This window comes from Rhodococcus sp. 06-462-5, from assembly GCF_002258315.1.
Classification (GTDB): domain Bacteria; phylum Actinomycetota; class Actinomycetes; order Mycobacteriales; family Mycobacteriaceae; genus Rhodococcoides.
In genome coordinates, this window is record NZ_NOYD01000054.1 from 87,530 (window position 1) to 106,273 (window position 18,744).

Annotated in this window: 17 protein-coding genes; 2 read left to right on the forward strand and 15 right to left on the reverse strand. The window is 61.1% G+C overall.

Going from position 1 to position 18,744, the window contains the following annotated elements; translation table 11 throughout:
- Positions 1-108 precede the first annotated feature (108 nt).
- Positions 109-1,377, forward strand: a complete 1,269-nt coding sequence (gene bcmE, locus CH251_RS24915) for a thiamine pyridinylase (RefSeq protein ID WP_032364993.1) — start codon at positions 109-111, stop codon at positions 1,375-1,377.
- Positions 1,378-2,013: 636 nt separating this feature from the next.
- Here the strand turns inward: bcmE and CH251_RS24920 are convergent.
- The 15 genes from CH251_RS24920 to CH251_RS24990 form a co-directional block, all read right to left on the reverse strand.
- Positions 2,014-2,202, reverse strand: coding sequence for a hypothetical protein (locus tag CH251_RS24920; protein ID WP_015586087.1), 189 nt, complete (start codon positions 2,200-2,202; stop codon positions 2,014-2,016).
- 9 nt (positions 2,203-2,211) lie between these two features.
- On the reverse strand, positions 2,212-2,832 hold the full coding sequence (locus CH251_RS24925; RefSeq protein ID WP_015586086.1) for a hypothetical protein: 621 nt from the start codon (positions 2,830-2,832) through the stop codon (positions 2,212-2,214).
- A 55-nt stretch (positions 2,833-2,887) separates the two neighbouring features.
- Positions 2,888-4,402, reverse strand: a complete 1,515-nt coding sequence (locus CH251_RS24930) for a hypothetical protein (protein ID WP_015586085.1) — start codon at positions 4,400-4,402, stop codon at positions 2,888-2,890.
- A gap of 1,060 nt (positions 4,403-5,462) precedes the next feature.
- Positions 5,463-6,086: a hypothetical protein gene (locus CH251_RS24935; protein ID WP_015586083.1), complete on the reverse strand. Its 624-nt coding sequence runs from the start codon at positions 6,084-6,086 to the stop codon at positions 5,463-5,465.
- Positions 6,087-6,201: 115 nt separating this feature from the next.
- Positions 6,202-9,864: a LysM peptidoglycan-binding domain-containing protein gene (locus tag CH251_RS28180; protein ID WP_015586082.1), complete on the reverse strand. Its 3,663-nt coding sequence runs from the start codon at positions 9,862-9,864 to the stop codon at positions 6,202-6,204.
- A gap of 124 nt (positions 9,865-9,988) precedes the next feature.
- Complete coding sequence (locus CH251_RS24945) at positions 9,989-10,456, reverse strand: pilus assembly protein TadG-related protein (protein ID WP_015586080.1); 468 nt, start codon at positions 10,454-10,456, stop codon at positions 9,989-9,991.
- Positions 10,456-10,914, reverse strand: coding sequence for a TadE family protein (locus CH251_RS24950; protein ID WP_015586079.1), 459 nt, complete (start codon positions 10,912-10,914; stop codon positions 10,456-10,458). The genes CH251_RS24945 and CH251_RS24950 overlap by 1 nt, the downstream gene beginning before the upstream one ends.
- Positions 10,911-11,336 carry a type II secretion system protein gene (locus CH251_RS24955; RefSeq protein WP_015586078.1) on the reverse strand — a complete coding sequence of 142 codons (426 nt, stop codon included), beginning with the start codon at positions 11,334-11,336 and terminating at the stop codon, positions 10,911-10,913. Before CH251_RS24955 ends, CH251_RS24950 begins: the two co-directional genes overlap by 4 nt.
- Before the next feature lie 38 nt (positions 11,337-11,374).
- Positions 11,375-11,605, reverse strand: a complete 231-nt coding sequence (locus CH251_RS24960; RefSeq protein WP_015586077.1) for a hypothetical protein — start codon at positions 11,603-11,605, stop codon at positions 11,375-11,377.
- Positions 11,606-11,774: 169 nt separating this feature from the next.
- Positions 11,775-12,698, reverse strand: a complete 924-nt coding sequence (locus CH251_RS24965) for a type II secretion system F family protein (protein ID WP_032364991.1) — start codon at positions 12,696-12,698, stop codon at positions 11,775-11,777.
- The gene (locus tag CH251_RS24970; protein ID WP_052047795.1) at positions 12,695-13,573 is read right to left on the reverse strand and encodes a type II secretion system F family protein; all 879 of its coding nucleotides are present in this window, start codon (positions 13,571-13,573) and stop codon (positions 12,695-12,697) included. The genes CH251_RS24965 and CH251_RS24970 overlap by 4 nt, the downstream gene beginning before the upstream one ends.
- Positions 13,573-15,273: a CpaF family protein gene (locus CH251_RS28185; RefSeq protein ID WP_080730058.1), complete on the reverse strand. Its 1,701-nt coding sequence runs from the start codon at positions 15,271-15,273 to the stop codon at positions 13,573-13,575. The genes CH251_RS24970 and CH251_RS28185 overlap by 1 nt, the downstream gene beginning before the upstream one ends.
- Entirely contained in the window at positions 15,234-16,058 is an 825-nt protein-coding gene (locus tag CH251_RS28065) for a hypothetical protein (RefSeq protein WP_015586073.1), read from the reverse strand. Before CH251_RS28065 ends, CH251_RS28185 begins: the two co-directional genes overlap by 40 nt.
- 3 nt (positions 16,059-16,061) lie before the next feature.
- Positions 16,062-16,610 (reverse strand): SAF domain-containing protein, encoded by a 549-nt coding sequence (locus CH251_RS24985; RefSeq protein ID WP_230591630.1) that lies wholly within the window; start codon positions 16,608-16,610, stop codon positions 16,062-16,064.
- 168 nt (positions 16,611-16,778) lie between these two features.
- Positions 16,779-17,339 (reverse strand): hypothetical protein, encoded by a 561-nt coding sequence (locus tag CH251_RS24990; protein WP_139278540.1) that lies wholly within the window; start codon positions 17,337-17,339, stop codon positions 16,779-16,781.
- A 689-nt stretch (positions 17,340-18,028) separates the two neighbouring features.
- Between CH251_RS24990 and CH251_RS24995 the strand changes: the two genes are divergently transcribed.
- Positions 18,029-18,727, forward strand: coding sequence for a hypothetical protein (locus CH251_RS24995; protein ID WP_015586069.1), 699 nt, complete (start codon positions 18,029-18,031; stop codon positions 18,725-18,727).
- The last annotated feature ends 17 nt before the right edge of the window (positions 18,728-18,744 follow it).

An 18,744-nucleotide genomic window follows, 5' to 3' on the forward strand; every position in this document is an offset into this window, starting at 1 on the left:
GTGGATCGAGGGTAAGTAAATGTGATCCTTGCCACTTTCGGAAAATCATGCGACTGTATGAGGCAATCGCCGTTCCCCTGCAGACAGTGTGATGACGGGAAGTGTGCAGTGACCAGTACCGAGTTCGGACGCAGTTTGAACAAGGATTCCGGCCCCACCAACCAGCCACCTCCAGCCAGCGACGCATCCACGTTGAACGTCGCCTTGTACCCGTACACGCCCGAACCGAAATGGTTCGAGTCCACCATCAGAGCCGCGTGGCACAGCGTCCAACCGGATGTCGCTCTCAATTTCGTCTACACCTACGACTGTTACAAAGGCGATCCGCCGTCCACTGTGGACGTTTTTGCCTACGACTGCATCTTCGCTGATCACATGCGTCAGTTCTGTGTCGAGTTCGATATCGACGGCACCGCAGACTTTTACCCGTGGTCTCTCGCATCGCTGAAAACGGAATCCTCGGAGTATCAAGGAATACCGTATTTAGGGTGCATGCAAATTTTGATTCGCCGTCTCACTGACGCAGCACTGGGTGCGCCGGGGATGACTGTCGAAGAATTACACAAAATCCTCGGCGACGGGGATCCGAAAGCAGTCTGGCCCGCGCAGGGTCAAGGCATGCTGTTGGATTTTACTGGGGGAACGACCGTCGCGTGCATGTACGAGCAGGCCGTCATGGAGGAGTCGGGCCAGTTTCCGCTCACTCCCGCCCTTCCCCCCTGTCCAGGACTCGATCAGCAAGGCCTCGCCGACATGCAGGTGCTGCGAAACATCGCCGGGTACGCCCAGGCGACATATCCCGACTCGGGCTACGACCGAATCACGAAATGGAACCAGCGGATCGGTCGAGCCTTCGTAGGCTTGACCGAAATCTTCCACTTCATCGACAACGTCGACGCCTCGACCTATTCAGTCATGCCGCTGAGCTCCGAACCTATCGAAAAAGTGGGGATACCGCTTTATACCGACGCACTTTCCGTCAATGTGGCCATCGCCCAGGAAAAGCGAGCAACGGCTATCCAGCTCGTGAAGTTGATTGCATCGACCAACGTGATGCTCGAGTGCATGTCCCCAACAGGAAAGAAACCGCAATACCTGGTGCCCACCCGGCAATCGCTGATGAATCAGCTCCTGGCCCGGCAACCCAATTCGGCGGTGTACAACATCATGCGCAACATCATTTCCAACGACATGGCCCATCCATTTCGACTTGGGGCCGATTCCCGTACCTGGCTCGACTCGACCAAAGGCTGCATCAAAACTGAAATCCTCGGGCCACCCCCCGCTGGCGTTGCGGAGCATGTCGGCGAAGACAGCGCCGTGTTCAACGACCCCGCGTACGCTTCCACACCTGCAGGGCTACTTCGCCGCCCGTGACAGGAGTCCGTCGCAAAGTCGTAAGCAATGGCTGGTTGTGCCACGTTTGGTCCTCGCCGTTCGGACACGCGGCAATGGAGTATCGCTATGAGATCCATACATGCGGTCCGGTTGCCCACACCACCGCTGTCTGAGTGTCGCGGGGTTTGCGTCGAAATTCGTCGAACACCGTGCAAGCTTTTGGCTAAGGGATTACCCTGCCGAGTTTCACCCGATGCTCGACTACTACATCGAGCACTCGACGCGGGTCGGTGGCCGCATCGTAAGCCCTCCCCCGCTGCTGCATCGATCACCACAGCTGCCCAGGTAACGGCCAAGCGTGATCGGGAGCAGACACAGTCGACGCTGCAGATCGGCGACCTGGACGAACACGTTTGGCACCGTCTGCTAGCCCAATTTTGGATCATCTACGACACAGCGCAAAGGCGTGCGCGCGAAATTAGTGCTCGCGGCGGACAGCGGACCGCACATTTTGAGGTGCAGCCCCCGCAGTGATGCTGCGGATAGCTCTCTCGTTGGGTGCTGCCCGAACAATGGTGCGATCACCCGCAGCCGATGTCGGGACCACCACCACAGGGCGCGCGCTGGCACGTGGAGCCGACGACCCCGCCGGCGGATTCTGATCTTTCGAGGCCGTCACGCCGACGCCCCCTGCTGCTTCTCTATCTGGCGTCGCACTTCGTCGATCGTGCGGGAACTGCCCTCGTAGTTGCCCACCAGCCGAGGATTGGGACGCAAGGCCACCTTGCGACGCCGCGACGCCGTCGCCGGGCTCGCCGAGCCCACCGGTCGATCAGGTTTCTGCTGCTCGTTCACCGTAGCCATGATGTCCTCCTACATCCGAATGATAGCCGTCACGAGCAACACCAGCACAGATCCAGCCAACAGACCCGTCGTGATCCGCAACCGCATCAGCTTGCTCCGAAGCCGCATCTCTGTCACCTGATAAATCGACACCAGTGTCGACGCGATCTCGAACCGGCCCGTCGTCTCATCGACTGTCGAATACTCCTCCAACACCACTTCCGGATTGAGCCCCGACGCGGTATTGGGTGCAATCACGAATGCCGCCATGATTGCCGCCGCACCGGCCAGGGCAGCACCCGCAACCTCCCACACACCGATCCCCGCGGGATTGCGCAACACGATCCCCACCAGAATGCCCGCGAATCCCAGCAGCACACCCCCGCGCTGATCGATGCTCGTCACTCGGCGTTCCTGAGAATCCAGCGTCCGTTCGATGCTCGCGTGCACCATCTCGATTGCCGCCGGATTCAGCTCGACACTCACCGGGTTGAGCTCGGACGCCATCTCTTCGCCAGCAGCGGAGTCCGGTGAAGCATTTTCGCGCCCACCCCGGTCGTTCGATTCCACTGCTAGCGCCCCCTTTTCGACATCAATTTCGGCTGCGCCGAACCTCGTCGGCCACACCGCACCCATCAGCCGGCGCACCATGACACTCACCGCAATATTGTCTCAGCACACCACCGGCAACGTGTGTGAACACCTCTCACTGCGTCCTGCGTCTTCGAGCGGATCGACGGAGCAGACGACGTCTCAGGTCATCAGGATCGGACATGATGTACATCAAGTACAGCAGCGGCAGGTACATCAGTGTCGCCGGCAGCCGGCCGTTGTGTTGCGCGAAAAGTCGGTCACGGACGGGATCAGGTTTGTCGAACCCGTGTGTAGTGTTCCTGCGCAAACGCATGAACTGACTCACTGCGTCATCGAGTGACAGGGATTTGTCCGCTCCACCGGGCAGCTTCAGAATTACCTTCTCCGACCTACGGTAATTCTTGATGAAGAACCCGTCCCCCACTTCGGTCAACGCTTCCACACCAAAAGCCGCGTACGGAAGCAGGACGGACTGAACATCAGCAGGCATACGTTCTCGAACTTGCTGCAGCGCTTTCGCCGCAACCGAGGGCTTGCACAGTGCCGTGAGATCCCATGAAAGCCAGGTCGCCTCGATCAGGTCCATTGCTGACCACATCAGAACTCCGGCTGCGTAGTCGTCGTGCAGCGATAGCAGCGTCGAGGTAACTCGTTGCAGAAGATCCGCAAATTCCATCAACCGGTTCTGCTGCGCATAGGGGAGGTAGTCACCGTCAGCATCTGCGAACAGGCATGGGTTCAGGAGATGCCCGAGAACAGAGTTCATCTGAGCAACCCACCAAGCGACGGCCGCACCCCACGCCTCCGGTGCCGGCGGCTCCTGCCGCTGGGGAAGGCGACCCACTGGTGATCGGGGAAGTACCTGATGCGCTTCGTACGGAACAGGAGACCTCCCGACAATATCTGTGCCGAGAGTGAAAATCACCGCACCCGACACCCTGTTCGCTTGAAACGCCCATACCCATGGAGACCGTGCGGCCAACAACGGACCGAGATGGCTCGCGGGAATCAAGACACTGCTCAGGATCGACGATCCCGACGCGAAAATGGTCTCATCGACGTCGATCGGCCCGCGTCGTATGTCGTCGAGAAGTTCGGGGTCCTGATTCAGACGTAACACGAAACCAGGAAACCTGATCCGACGGTGCGTGGCGTTGCCATAGCGAACAACGTGGACAGCATGCCGGTCGAACGGATGCTCGTCATCGTCGTCCGAAGTTCCGGCCAACTCCCTACTCGCGTCCTGTACTGCCGCGGACAAGGCTCGATCGCTGGCGGTGATGACAGGTAGCTGGAGTCCGTACAGGAACGATCCCACCGCACCCGCGCTCATCTGTCTGATCGCGCGAAGGCGCTCCTCAACGACTCGCCCATGGTCCAGCCTGGAGACGTAAGGGTCTTGCGGGAGGTCGACGAGCTCGTCATCGACGTCCGCTTCCGAACCCGACAGGGTGCGAACGGTCATAAAATCGACACAGTCCATGCTGGCAGCCGGCTCGGTTAACGCCCACACATCGGGCGCGGACGTGTGGGCGACCTCGAACCCCAACTCTTCCAGGTAGGCCTGCACTTGCCCCCCAGCCAATTCCGGTGGCATCGTGACGTTGACAGTCAACCGTTCAGGCATTCCACCAGCCTACAAACCGGTAAGCCTGGAGTGACTCAATTTCGCACCCGAGGAGCGGGGGCGCACGGCTCTAATTTGTGACCAGGACCTGCAGTTCACCAATCCGAACTTCAGTACGCGAAGTCAGCGGCGTGGGTATGACTCCACCGACCGTCCCGTTGGGTGTCGTCGCTGTCCACGTGACGAGCCAATTCGATGTCGCGGAGACCTTGAATGTCCCACCGGGCTCGGTAGTGGACGTCTTGTGATAAACGATATTGCCGCACGTCGGACTTGGAAGCCCTTGTGCAACATCGGTATACGGCGTGAAGGGCAGTAACGCACCTGGGCACACCGACGGCACGGATCCGTCCCCCCAATTGACGACCACGGACGTATTGACCCCTGTAGCAGAAACTATGACACCCGGTCCTGCTGCAGTTCTGGTCACGGGGCCGACTGTCGATTCCCGTGGGTCAGCGACCCAGAACCAGCCGGGTAGACCAACCAGGCCGACAGCACCTGTGTTTGCGGGGTTCGGGGTGATGCCTATTCCGGGCGGATCCAACTGCATTGCCGTAACCGCTTGGCCGACAACGGTCATAACGTCGACCACCGGAGGCGTAGCCGGCACCCCAACGTCCGGAATTTGAACACACGGACCGGCCGCTTCGCAGGACCATGTTGTGCCGTCATCATTAACGACGTTCACTGCCATCGGGGCACCACTATCAGCATTTCGAACAAGCGTCATATTGGCGGCGTCAGTCGACGGAACGAACTCGAGCGGCGGTCCGGACGGCGCGGCGCTCCCACCACCTCCCCCGCCCACAGCAGCTGGCGCGGATCCAGTCGTTCCACCCCCTGACGGCACACTCGTGTACGTACCTTCGACCACAACTGTCGAACCACCCAAGCCTCCGCCGAAGGCACCGCCAGTTCCGGTGCCGATCCCCGGCTGCGCAAATACTGGGTTCGCGTTGAACACTCCAACTAGAAGCACTGATGCGATAACCCCAAGCGGCTTACGCATGACCCACCGCCCTTATGGATTCCAGTTGCCTACTTGCCAAACCGTCGATCATGGTGCGTCGCATGGGGTACCCGAAGAAGTCACTGCATCGGAAACAATGCGCCAGCCTGATGAATCTGGCCACGCCACGTTCTCCAGAGTCGGCTTGCCCAGCTCCCGCCGGACTCGGTCAGGAGGGAGCACACTCGTGCCGTCCGGACGGATCTGGTCATAGTTCGAGCTGTCGATGCAGACTCGCAATGTTGCCGACGCTTCTTCCTTAATTGGGTTCCCGTCAGCATCCTTTGGTGCCTGCAGTTCCGTCACGAATGCATCTGCGACAGTCGCAGCACCCGTGGAGACAATTCCTTGAGATCGGCGCAGGTTCACGTTTGCCTTCAACTGATCGAGGATCTTTCCACTCGCAACAGAGTCCAGCATGTTGATGTCTACAGCAGGATCGCTCTCGACCTTCGCGAGAACGGCGAAGAACTCATTCACCTTTGCTGTTGCCTGCTCGGTCGCCTGTTGTTCCGGGGACTTTTCGACGCCCTCTGGTCCCGTGAGGACCGGCTGCGTGGTGGTCGTTACGGGGGTCGCCTCAATGTCACCGCTCCCGCATGCGACGCTGATGCTTGCAGCGGCTGCTACTGCGAGGATTGCCGCGCCTGTGCGACGTCGTGTGCTGATCATCGTGGACCCCCTACGTTGTTCTGTGCGTTGTACTGCGATAACGATAATGGTGCGGCTGTTTGGACCGTAACGTGCTTACCGGACACTTCAGACACCTCGATTGACGCGACTGCTATCAACTGGCTATTGCTCCGATCCGGTAGAGGGCGTTGCCGCCATTGTGGAATTGCGCGAGGGCGCGCAAGAGTTCGTCGGTTTCGGGTTCTGGGTCGACATCGATGTCGGCGAGGTTCGCGAGCAGTTGGTCGATCAGCTCCTGGGTCTTGCTGATCTCGTCGCTCCCGTGGGTAGCGATGATCGCCAGTCTCCAGAGACCTTCTCGGAACGGTTCGACGGTGACGCCGCGGTTTGCGGTGGTGAGCGCGGCGGAAAGATCTCCGGTCTTTATTTGTCTGGTGGCGAGCTCTTCGAGGGCATCCGCGAGGGTCGAGATCATGTGCTGCTGTAGGTTTCGTGCCCACCCGTAACGGTCTGACCGTGTCCCGGCGAATGGTTGATCGTTTACCAGTTCTGCAGCCGTCCGCAATTCCGCATCGGTGGCGGCGGCCGGAGTGGTGTCGATCAGTTGTTGCCAGTAGTCCCAGTCCGATCGGACATCGGGGTGCAGTCGGTAGCCGGTGCGGCCGGTGCGGTCGCCGTGCTTCGGAAATGCCTGCTCACCGTTCTCTGTCTCTCCCAACCAATTTCGCAGTCTCGAGAGGTAGTTCTGGCGTCGTGTCGCCTTCTTTTTCGGCTGATCCTCCAGAGGGAGTTTGTCGAAATTGTCTGCAGGCCAGATCTTTTTGTCGATGGAGTCGTGTTTGATTCCCGGGTGGATGGAGAGAAGAGCGGCGATCTCGGTTAGGAGTACTTCACGGCCGTCCTTGGGTGGCTCCCCGGTCGGGGTGGTGACTGCTGGTTTCCCGAGAAGATGGAGCCAGAGATGTCCCGGGGCCGGTACGTCACCAGCGACAGGAGCGATGGGTGGGGCCTGGTCGTCGTACCTGATCGCTTCTGGGGATGTCCACTGCGCGGCGTCCGGGCTGTAGGTCGGAACGTTTGTGACGTCGGGGGCGGTCTCCGATGCGGTAGTTCCGTTCAGCAGCAGCTGGTCGGTGGGGTCGATCGTGGTGACGGAGTCGAGGAAGGTCTCAGCGCTTTCGGCGTCGGTGAGGTGTGCGTCGATTTCGGCTGCAGCCCAGGGGTCGTGCATGGACGACTCTGTGGGGATAGCTGGCTGTGTGGCGGTCGCGAGGTAGGCGGTAATGCCTTCATATTGGTCCGGCTCGAGAAATGCTGGCTGGAATGCGAAGCCGCCGTCGGTGTCTCGTTTGACAAGGCTTGCGGTGTTGCGGTCGACGATGTCGAGTGTCCACGCGGCCTGGGTGTTCTCGCTGGCGGTGCTGGCGGTGCTGGCGGCAGCGAACGCCACGCGCGGTGTGGCGGCCAGGATCTGATCGAGTGATTGCTGTTGGTCGGCCGTCAACTGACTCGCGATGAGAACTACTTCGGGGGCGGTCATTTCGCTTGTGTCGTAGATCGAACGGGCCGCTGCAATGCTGTCGATGTGTTGTTCGACGAGGGTGTCTTGGTCACGTTCGGCTTGTCGGGCGAGTCTGGCCAGCACTTCGCCTGGTTGGTCGGTGTGCTCGATTCGACCGTTGCCGAACAGTTCGGGGAGCTCCTGTCCGAAACCGATCAGCGTCAGGTGCAGATTGTCGGCGAGCGGGGATTCGACGAGTTCGAGGGCCAGGGCCTGGAGAGTGCCGCGGGCGTGCTCTGGTGAAGCTGAGACGCCGAGGTAGCCGAGTTCTTCCAGGTTGAGAAGAACTTGGGTTCGGTCGTCTGTGGAACCGAGTGTCACGAGCGTGGGGTACGGGCTGATTGTGGTGGGTGCTGGGGCGATCCGGACGTCGGCGGGGAGGGTCCAGGTGCCGGTCTCTGATCTGAGCCACTGGTCCGGCAGTACGGAGTCATCAAGGATTACTAGCTCCACCGCATCGGGACCGATGAATGCGCCGAGTAATGCCGGCAGTGCGTTGCCCTGTGTCCGAGCGTGTTCGGCGATAGTCCTCAGTGCTTCGTCGAGCCGCGTGAGGACGTTGTTGTCCGCTGCAGAATGAATCTGTTCTTCCACAACTGCTGCAGCGCCCCAGGTTTGAGGGAGGGTCTCGCCTCTGCGGCGATCGTGCTGTTGACGGTGCCGGCGCAGCCCGAAGGCCCCAGCCAGTCCGATGGCCGCTAGGGCTGAGATACCGAGCCACAATGTGCTGTTCTGATCCTCGGAGACATCGCTTGGCTGCGCAGTGGCGGCGATATATACCGGGTCTGTCGTCGATGTATTCAGTGGGATCTGGGTGGCTGGCTGAGTCGGGGCGGGAGCTGCAGCAGGACTGGGTGACGACGTCTGCGCTGGAGCAGGCATTTGAGCGGGTGCCGGCCCGGGTGCCACAACATCTGCGCCCGCGGACTCAGCAGCAGGTTCGGAAGCTGCCACCGGGGCGGGAGCCTCTGCTGGCTCAGGGGCGGCCACCGGAGCAGGCGCTGGCTCAGGAACCGCCGACGGGGCGGGGGCCTCTGCCTGCTCAGGGGCTGCTGGAGCAGGCGCTGGCTCAGGAGCCGCCGCTGTCGGAGCAGGTAGCTGTGACGAAGCGCTGTTGAGTTCGATGCCGAAAATCTTCGCAGCGGCGGCGGCAGCGGCCTGCGCTTCTGCCTGAGCCTGTTCGTCACCGCCCGGAACCATCTCCGCTTGTTCCGGAACGTCGGTGCCACCCAGGAGAGGTGCAGCGGAGGACAGTTCAGGCGCTGCTGCGGGGGCCGGTTCAGGAGCGGCAGCCGGAGCCGGTTCGGGAGCGGCAGCGACCGGGGCCGGTTCAGGAGCGACGGTCGGTTCGGGCACAGCAGCAGGTACAGGAGCGGCAGCAACCGGGGCCGGGTCGGGGGAAGCAACCGGACCCGGTTCGGGCGTGACGGTCTCGGCGGTTTGATCGTTGACGGTGAGCTGCTGGCCGACGTGGATGATTGTCGACGGTGCAGTTCCGTCGGCGTTGATGATTTCTTTGTAGCGGTGTCCGTCACCCAGATGTTGCTCGGCGATGCTCCAGAGACTGTCGCCTTCTCGAACTGTGTAGGCCCCGTCGACGGTTGTGGGTGCGGCGGCGGGGAGCTGAAGTTTCCATCCTGGTTGCAGCCATCCGTCGACGGTCAGGACGTCGGCGTTGAGTTGCTTGATCTCGGTGTATCGAAAGCCATCGCCAAGGTGGCGTTCTGCGAGTTTCCATAGGCTGTCGCCCTGCTGCACCGTGATGGTTTCCCCGTTGATGGGGCGGGCGGGGGCTTCTGCTGGATGCGGTTGGCTTTGTTGCGTTACTTGGATCGGTGCCGAGTGGGCAGGGGCGTCGAAGAGCGGTAGTGCTGTGGCGGTGAGGGGTTGGGCTGTGGCGGTGCCCGCTGTTACCAGCATGAGCGCTCCGCCTATGAGAACGGAGGCGCTTCGCTGCTGGAAGCCGAGGCCTCGGAGTTGAGGTGCTTTGATGCCGCGTAGTGCTGCGACGAGTTCGATGACGGTGCTGAAGGTGAAGGTGGCCCAGGCGAGCCAGCCGATCCAGGTCACGAATCCGAGGAAGAGTGATCCGTCGTCTTGGGTGGTCAGAGCTGTTTTGATCTGGTCGAGATCGGGCAGCGTCGTCGGTATTGGGTTGCCGCGGAATGTCCACAGTGCGAGCGGAATTCCGACGACGAGGACGAGTAGGACGATCAGGTAGAGCAAACCAGTCAAGCGCCGTCGGATGGTGGTCATGCGGGTGTCCTTTCCGATGGCTGCAGGGTGGCCGGGGTCGTGCAGCGTTGCGCCGCGAGCTGTCGAATCACGTCCTCCGTCTTCTCGTGGAGTTCTGCGACTCGTCTGCTCTGCGGTCGATTGGTCATGGTGTGCCGGGGATTCCGAGGTTGGTGCGGTTCAGGTTGACGGTGGCTGTTCCGATGATCTGCTGTGGCCCGACGCCGATCAAACCGAGGACACGGGGTTGGTAGGTCGTTGTGGTGGTGATCAGCAGTGTTGTCGGTCCGGTCTGCACGACGACGCCGGGGATTCCTGCTGCGGCAAGGTATTTGGTGGCTTTGGCTTGGGCTGTCAGCGGGTTGACGACGACGTTGGTACCGCGGACTGCGAGTGGTTCGATGATGGCTTGTCCTGCCCCGCGGGCTGCTTCTTCAGCGACTTGCTCGGCGCGCTGCTTGGCGTAAACTTTGCCGCCGCCGTCGACGACGAGACCCATCATGATCAGCAACGCCATGGCTGTGATGACGCTCCACATGGCGATGGTTCCGGCGTCGTTGTGCGCGTCTCGCCGTGTGCAGGCGGCCACCGCCCGGCGTAGTGCTTCGGTCATCAGGCGCGCTCCCGGTAGGTGTCGACGGGTGAAGTCGCGGTTGCTGTGATGGTCCGTGAGCCCATGACTTGCGGGAATCCGAGTGCGTCGAGGGAGATGACGCACGTGACGGTGGCCGAGACGGAAGCCGTGACGCCGGGGCGAGTTCTGAATCCGCCGAGGTCGGTGTTGACGTTGAGAGCGGAACAGGTGAGCCCTCGTGCTGCCAGGTCGTTTCGCGCGGCTGCTTGCGCATCGGGGGCTGCGGAGAACGCCGTTCGCGCGATGGAGGCGGTACGCGCGGCCTCGTTCGCGGCGTGGACTACTTTCTGGTGCGCTTGCGCGAGAACGCCGAAGGTGACGATCAGTGCGATCAGGAACAGTGTGGCGGGGGCGACGATGACAGTCTGCAGGGCCGATCCTCGGTCGTCGGCTCTGGCTGCGGCTGCCAGCTGGCGCAGTTTGTTCGCGGTGTTCATCTGGTTCCTGGGGCAGTGACTCGTTCAACGGGAAGCGTCTCGCTGACATTGATGTCGAGGGAGAAGAAGGGGATGAGGCGGATGGGTTGTCCGGTGATCTGGACAGTTGCTTCTCGCAAGCCTCGGTTGACGACAATGACGGGTGCTCGAAGGGTCGTCGGGCCGGCGGTGGATGCGAAGGCGTAGCCCGCCGCTGTTCCGGCCGCAGCGCTGCCGAATTGCGATCGCGCTTGTCGTAGAGCTTCTTCACCGGTCGAAATCGCTACGGTCCGTGCGTGAGCGTAGAGAGCTGCCTGGATTGCGATGAGGAAGAGCAGTAGGACGACGCCGAATACCACGACTGTTTCGAGGGCTGCGCCGCGGTCGTCTCGACGTATGCGGGTGAGCCATTCGCGTAGTGGTACATGTGTGTCGGTGAGCAACGCTGGTCCTCCCCTGTCTCGTTGGGCGAGTGGTGGGGTTACTGGATTCGGTTGAGGTAGCGCTGTGCAACCACGGTGATTCCGGCGACGATAGCGATGGCGAGGATGACGAGGCCGGCGGTGATGACGACGGTCTCCATGCTGTAGCCCTTGTCGCTTTTGCGTCCGCCGGCGCGCTCGGTCATCCGGGTATAGGAGAACAGTGCCAATGCGAACAGTGTTGCGGTGGTTGCTGCGATCCGGTTTGCGATTGTGCGCGATGCTGCCATGTGACGTTTCCCTTCGATATGTAAAAGCCCTGGTTATGACGGTTCTGGATGCCGGTCAGACTATCGCCAAGACCGGACACTTCGAGCAGGTGAAGTGCACGGATCGGTGTTTGCACAGCTCAAACTTGGTAGTTGATCGTTGAATGACAACGCATTCGGGTTGTTCGGTCTAGACGCCGCCCATGATGTTCACTCCGGCCGGCACGATCAGCATGATCATGAACAGCACGGCCAAGGTGCCGAGAGGTGCGTCCATCTTCTTCGTTTTGGCTCCTGCTTCGCCTTGTTCTTTCGAGAGCAGGGCACTGCGGAGCGCTCCGGCCCGCGCGGCAAGAGTGTCGGCCACGCTCGCTCCCTGGTCGCCGGTATAGGTCATGATGTCCGCGAGATCTCCCAACTCCGGCAGCGCCAGTTCGGCTGCAAGATTGGACAGAGCAGCCCATGGTGCCTGTCCGGCGAGGGACGCTTTCTGAAGCTCGGCATCCAGACGTAGAAACACCCAGCTATCGCCCACTGCGGCAGCGCGTTCGAGACTTTGGAATGCAGCGACGCCGCCACTTCGGTTCAACGAAACGAAGTCGATGAACGCCGCCAATGCTCGGGTGAATTCGAGTCGGGCACTAGCGGCGCGAGTCTTGACGTCGGCGTCGGGCGCGAAGAATCCCACCAGCGCCAGGACGAGGGAACCGGCTACGGGAAAAGTCAGGGGCACTGCCATGCCGAACAGCGCCAGGAGTGCGATCGAAATCGGCGCGATGATCAGACCTATTGCAGCGGAAAGGATTTTGTCTCCGATGAACTTTTGTGGAGTTTCTCGGAGGATCGCCAGGTCCGCGGTCGGGATCCTGAACCACGCCTGCGATCGCAGCCGCGGGTAGAAGCGGGCACCGACCTTGTAGGACAGGGCATCCGAACCGGTGAGGTCGTCACCGCCGCGGGTGTCGACGGTGTACGGGTCCGGGGCTGCACCGGACAGTCGTTCCATGGCATCGCCGAGTGCTGGGTCGGCCGGCAGTATGCGGAGAACGAGGAGGATCAAGCCGAGAGCGGCGAGAGCGGCAAGGGCGATCGCCCAGAGCTCGAAGTTGTTCATACTGCGCTCCTCTCACGTGCGGTGTTTGCTGCGTCGCGGTCCTTGGTGCCGATGAACCTGGGGTATTTCACTGGCAAGGTGTATCGCTTCATCCACCCGAGCACCAGGCCGAAACCGATGAATTCGAGGAACAGAACGGGCTGGAGGAGGGGCTGTTTGTACGGGTCCATGTAGTTGGTGAACAGGAACAACCCAACGATGACAACGACGGTGATGACGGTGACCCCGCGAGCGGTCGTGCGGGGCCCTTGCCGTTCCGCTTCGGCCGTTCTGCGGTTGCGCACGTTCTCTGCCACCGATTCTGAAAGTCGCTTCAAGGCTGCGGTGAGTCCGGAGCCGCGCAGGCGAGCTGCCTGCCGCAGTGCACCGACCACGTAGTCGCCGGTGGAATCGTCGAGATCGTCTGCGAACCGAAGCAACGCTTCGTCGATCGACACATTGCCACGCAGGCGCGTGATGAGGCTCGTAATTTCCGGACGCAATGCTTGAGGCATTCCCCTGTGCGTTGCGATGATGGCCTGTTCGAGGCCGGATCCTGCTGCGAGCACTCCAGTCAGGTTGCGCACCCATTCTTCGAGGGCATTGAGGCGTTCGATGTCGTCGGCGGCGGCTGACGATCCGAGTAGGTAGGGGACGCCTACTGCTGCGATCGGAATGATGGGGAAGAGTACGAACCATCCACTGAGGAGCCATGCAGCAAGGCCGACGGCAGTTCCGATGGCGAGGAGTAATTTTGTCCGCCGGGCAATCCGCGCACGTGAGGTGCGGTGGCGTGTCGGCGCAGTCGGGTCGCGGCGATCGCGAATTCCGTTGGCAAAAAACCACATCCCGGCGGCAAAGACAAGGACGATACCGACGGCCGTGAACGTGTACATCAGAGCCCACCACCTGTGATCGTGTTGATGGGGATTTGGTTCGGACTGAAACCGCCTGCGTAGAGCTTGCGGAGCAAAGCTGGGGGCAAAGTTCCGTATTCGCCGGTCCCGCCCGGCTTTCCTTCGTAAATTTTGGTTACTGCGGGCATGGCGTTTTCGCCGGCCTCGATATGGATGACCTCGCTGACGAATCGGACCTGACGCCTCTCGCCGGTGTCGGTAAATTCGTAGTCCGTCTGCAGCTGAATGATCAGATTGATGTGGTGTGCCACTTGGCGGTAGGCGTACTCGACCGGCACTCCTGCTTCGAGGGCGCAGGTGACGAGGCGGTCGATCGCGCCGGCGGCATGCTCGGCGTGCGTGGTACTCAGGGAGCCTTTGGCCATCTGCATTGCTTTGAACATGTCGATGATCTCGCCGCCGGCTACCTCTCCGACGATGACACGGTCGAGCTGCATTCGCACGAACTGGTAAAGGATGTCGGACAGCGTCGTCGCGCCGCGTAGCGCTCCGGTCAGCTCGTTTCGTTCGCCGCCGCCGGTGATTGCCTCGGCTGCAACAACATACGGTCTGCGACCGTCGAGTTTGTCGAGGAACAGTTCGTACTCTGTCTCTGCTGTGCCGATCCGTGTTTGCAGGGGAAGGCAGTTGGCGAGCGCACGAAGGTTGGTTGTTTTACCTGATCCCATGGGCCCGGAGATCACGATGGAGGCACCACCGATGACTGCGGCGCTGAGGATCTCGGACAACAGTTGGGGCATAACACCCATTTCGACCATCTTGTCGATGGTCACATCCTTGTGGCGGTGCATGCGGATGGCGATACTGGGATGGCGGACCGAGTAGCCCATCGCGGACAAGCGGATGTCGCCGGGCAGATTGAGGCGGAGGTTGGGGTTGACCTGCGAGAACGGTCGTCCACCACCGGGTGCGCGCTGCGCGAGGTTGGTGAGCCAGTCGTAGAGCTCTTCGTCGCTGTCCGCGATCGGCGGTCGTGCCTGCAGACTCCCGTCGGGGTACATCACAATGACGCTGTCGCCGTTGATGAGGATGTTCTCGACGTTCGGGTCGTCGACGAGCGGCTGAAGTGGGCCGAGTCCGAACAGCGTGTCGAAGACCGCTTTGACCAGCGTCTGTTCCTCTTGGACGCTCAGCTGTTCGTGACCGGTGTCGATCGCGGACTGCACTTCTTTGCTGACGAGATCTATGACGATCTGCCTGCCCGACTCACGCTCCTCGTCCGGGGTCATGGCAGTGACGCCCAGCTCAGGGTTGAGGGCCTGATCTGCTCGTTGGGTCTTACGGAGAGAGAGGATTTCGGATGCTTCTTTGGTCAGTTGCTTGACCAATTGGTGGTTGGTCCTCGCGACGTCCGACCGCTCAGCTGGAAATGGTGATGGCGATGTGAACGGGACCGTCTCGAGTCGCTCGGGTTCCGGGTGGGAGTGGCGACCGTCCTTGCCGGCTGCGGCGAGCAGACCTGCAGATGAGGAGCCGTATTGCCCGCTCCTGTAACGAGTTATCTCGTTGTCGCCATCGTCGAGGATGATCGGATCGGCGGCAAACATCGGTAGGTCGGGTAGGGCTGGTCGCTCGTCGTAGTCGAAGTCGGGGGCGTTGTTGGTCATGCGGGTGTTCTCCCTTTGGCCTTGTCGGCTCGTTACGCGGGCTGTGAGCTGTATGGCGAGTTGGCGATCCATACGGGCTGGTGCGTTTCGTGGAAGCGCTCGATCTTTTGCCAGGTTCCGTCGATTGCGCGTAGATAGCTTGATCGACGTCGCCGCCAATTACTGAGCGAGGCACCTTCGGAAAAAACTTGCGCGTGTACCGGTGATTCGGGAAGGACTGCGATGACGTCGAGGCCGGTCGCCGCGGCGGTCTCGGCTGCGCTGTAGGGCTCGGTACCCCTGACAATGAGGCCGATGCTGGCCGGCGACTTCGTATTCTCCAGATGCTGCTGTAGTGGGCCCAAGCCAGCACGAACCGCTGCCACTGCGGTCCTGGTCGGTCTGAGCATTATGGCGATAACGTCACTGTGACGGATCAGGTCTTGATGTCCGGACCGTAGATTGAGGCGACCGGCGTCGACGAGCAGGTCACCGCCGCCCTGTTTCGACAACAACGCCAGATGTGCCCCCAACGGGCCCCACGTCGACTTCATCGATTCCGTTTGAGCTGCATTGACCAGGCCGGGGACGAACCATCCTTGCGCCTTGGTCGGCTCCTCTGGATCGAACGGCCCGATTCTAACTATTTGGTGCTGGAAGGCTGGGCCTATTCGGCCGTGCCTGTTCGGCTCGACCAGTTGGATGATCGATCGGTCGTGCCGGCGGCGCGCGTGAAAGTACCCGGCCAGCGTCGGGGACGATCCGATCGGATCGGCCTCGATGTACAGCAGCTTGCGGGAGTCTGCGGTGAGAGCGATGCCCAGGCCGGTCGTCGAGACGCCTGGCGAGCCGGAGATCGAGGTCAGGGTGACGAGCATGGCTCAGCGCTCCCGGGAGTCGAGGACGATGGCGACGCGGTTGGTGGCGGCTCGGGCGGCGATCCAGCTGGCCTCGTCTTTCTTGACCAGAACGTCCACTGTCGTCTGTCCGGTCTCGGGGATGTCCTTCACGGCAACGACCTGTGCGTTCGCGGTGACCGGACCCTGCACCGGGGAATCGTCTTGATCTCGGGGAGTGTCGACGATCCGGACGTTGTCGCCTGCGAGCAGTGGCTCTGCGGGAAGTTTGCCGATTGCGACGGTGATGCCGACCAAAGTGTTGTCCCCGCTGGGGATTACGGCGTTGGTGAACGACGATGGGTTCAGTGCCGATCCGCTCAGGAGCGGAACTGCTGCGCTCTGGCCCACGACCGATGCTTTGTCTGTGGCAGGAACGGTCGCGATGGTCGCATCGCTGTTGACCTCTGCGGTTTTGAGGTCGTCGGTGGTGATCGTCTCCCCCTGTGGCACGTCGCGGGCGAGCACCAGAATTGTCGTGGTGGCGCGCATGGCGTTCACCAAAAAGACCGCTCCTACGATTGCGACGGTCATCAAGGCGACTCCCGCGATCCAGTACGACCGTCGACGGCGCACTTTGGTGGTGGATACGACTTCGGTGAAGTCATGGCCCGGCTTAGGAGATGCCTCTCTTGCGCTGCGCGGCTCCCCCACTGTGGCGGTCGATGTCTTTTCTTTGAGATTGCCGAACATGGGCATAGCTCAGTCACTTTCCGTTTGTGTCGTGGCGTCGAGGCCGAGATGTGCTTTGAGGGCAGTTCCGATGAGGTGGCTGCGGGAACGGGCCTTGAACTGGTCTTTCAGTTGATCGATGATCACCCAGTCATCGGCGTACAACCCGACCGTGACTCCCTTCTTCTCCGCCTTACCCTCAGACGGCTTCCCACCTACTCCCCTGGCGCGGAACAGACCTCCGCCGACCTTGCCTCCCGGAAACAGAAGGCTTTCGAGATCGCTGTGGACATCCTCGATAGCAGTGATGACCACCTCGCCGTGGGTTCTCCCTGTCCGTTTGCTCTCCTTCGCCAGACCGTGTGCAACCCCGACAGCAAGATGAACCGTCGACGGCACAATCGTGTCGTCGTGCCCCAATTCAGCTGCACCAGAGGATGTCTCCTCCTCGTTTGAACTCAACTGCACCACCTCCGCTGACATAGCACTTATCGATCCGGCCGGCGGCGGTGGCATGAAGGCTGCCCCGAGCGACTGTCGCGCAGGCGGAGATGTCGGCACGTTCGCACTCTCAGCGCTGTCGGTCCTCACTCACGATCCTTCCGATGTCCCCGTGTACCTGAGTCGCAGGCTTGAGTGCGACGTACGAGATATACCGGGTCTCCCGGACACCGCGAACAGCGTCGATCCGAACCGAACCCTGCAAAACGAACCCCGTGTTCGTCCCGCAAGAGGACCCCATCCCCTCCCCACCAGGACAAAGGCTATCTCCACCTCAACAACAGTGGTGATCAACACGCGGTACATAACATTTCAGTAACAAGGTAGTCGATCGCGCACTCGTTCAGTTCCGAAGCAAACGCGGCGCGGCACCGACCCCTGACGGTCCGTGCCGCAAGCAATGTCCTCTGCAACTTCTACGGGCCGTTGACTGACTCTCAACCGAACTGCACTCGGCGCTGCCTCTTGACTCCAAGACAAGTTGGATTATGATCACTGCCACGTGATCACAACACGATTTTGTTATCGTTTGACACTCATGTCGGACTGATGTGGTTCTCGTGACTCAGTGCTATTTGATTTGATGGCTTTCATGTGTGTCCACAATCTGCCGCCAATGTTTCTTCAACGCAGCGTCGTTCACCGACGATCTTGAACCGATCGCCATGCAGAGCTCACCAGGAAAACCACCACATCTACCTCTTCGGCCGTGGGCACAGTCATAGAACTGATGCCAGAGGGGTGGTGACACACCACCATTTACCTGCAACCATTGAACGATGAGCTTCTCCGACACCGCCACCGCGCCAGGCAGCGGCGTCGCAGCCCGAACGCTCGACGACCTACGATGGCACCGCGAGTTCCATCGTCAGTCCCAGTTTCGCTGGTGGGACACCGAGGCCGCGCTCGTTGCCACCGAATTCACTCGTGGACAGGACCAGTTCCACACAGTGCACGACCTGGCACAACTGGAGCGATGTCGGCTAGCGCTCGCCGACTACACCACGACCTGCCAGCGAGCCCTGGGCCGCGCCCTCAAACAGTCACAACACGTTCTCGACACGCAGAGCTGGACTTTCGCGACTGATGCGCTCCTGCTGTTGCCGTGGACATGCGAGCAGAGCAGCTACCTTGCGACCTGGGCCGACCCGCACGATCCGACAGCTCTGAGCAACCCTCAAGTCCGGCGCATTCAACGTTCCTGTGAGCGCATGATGTTCGGAAATCCCCTCATTCTTAGTTGGGAATTGAGCCACCTGTGGAGCCTCTACCGAGCCGCCGAGACACTGCTCGAAGACACCCTTGTAGATCTCACCGTTGAACTCTCAGAATCAGTCCCTGACGCCACCCTGCTGTGGGCCACCCAAATGGCGTCGAAGATCGGTCTGGAACAACGGATAGCCGAACAGCGAACGACCCGCGGAGAGCCTGGCGATCCCCGCCGCCGACTGCGTCAGAGCTATTCGGATCTACGCTGATTGGAACGCGAACAGTC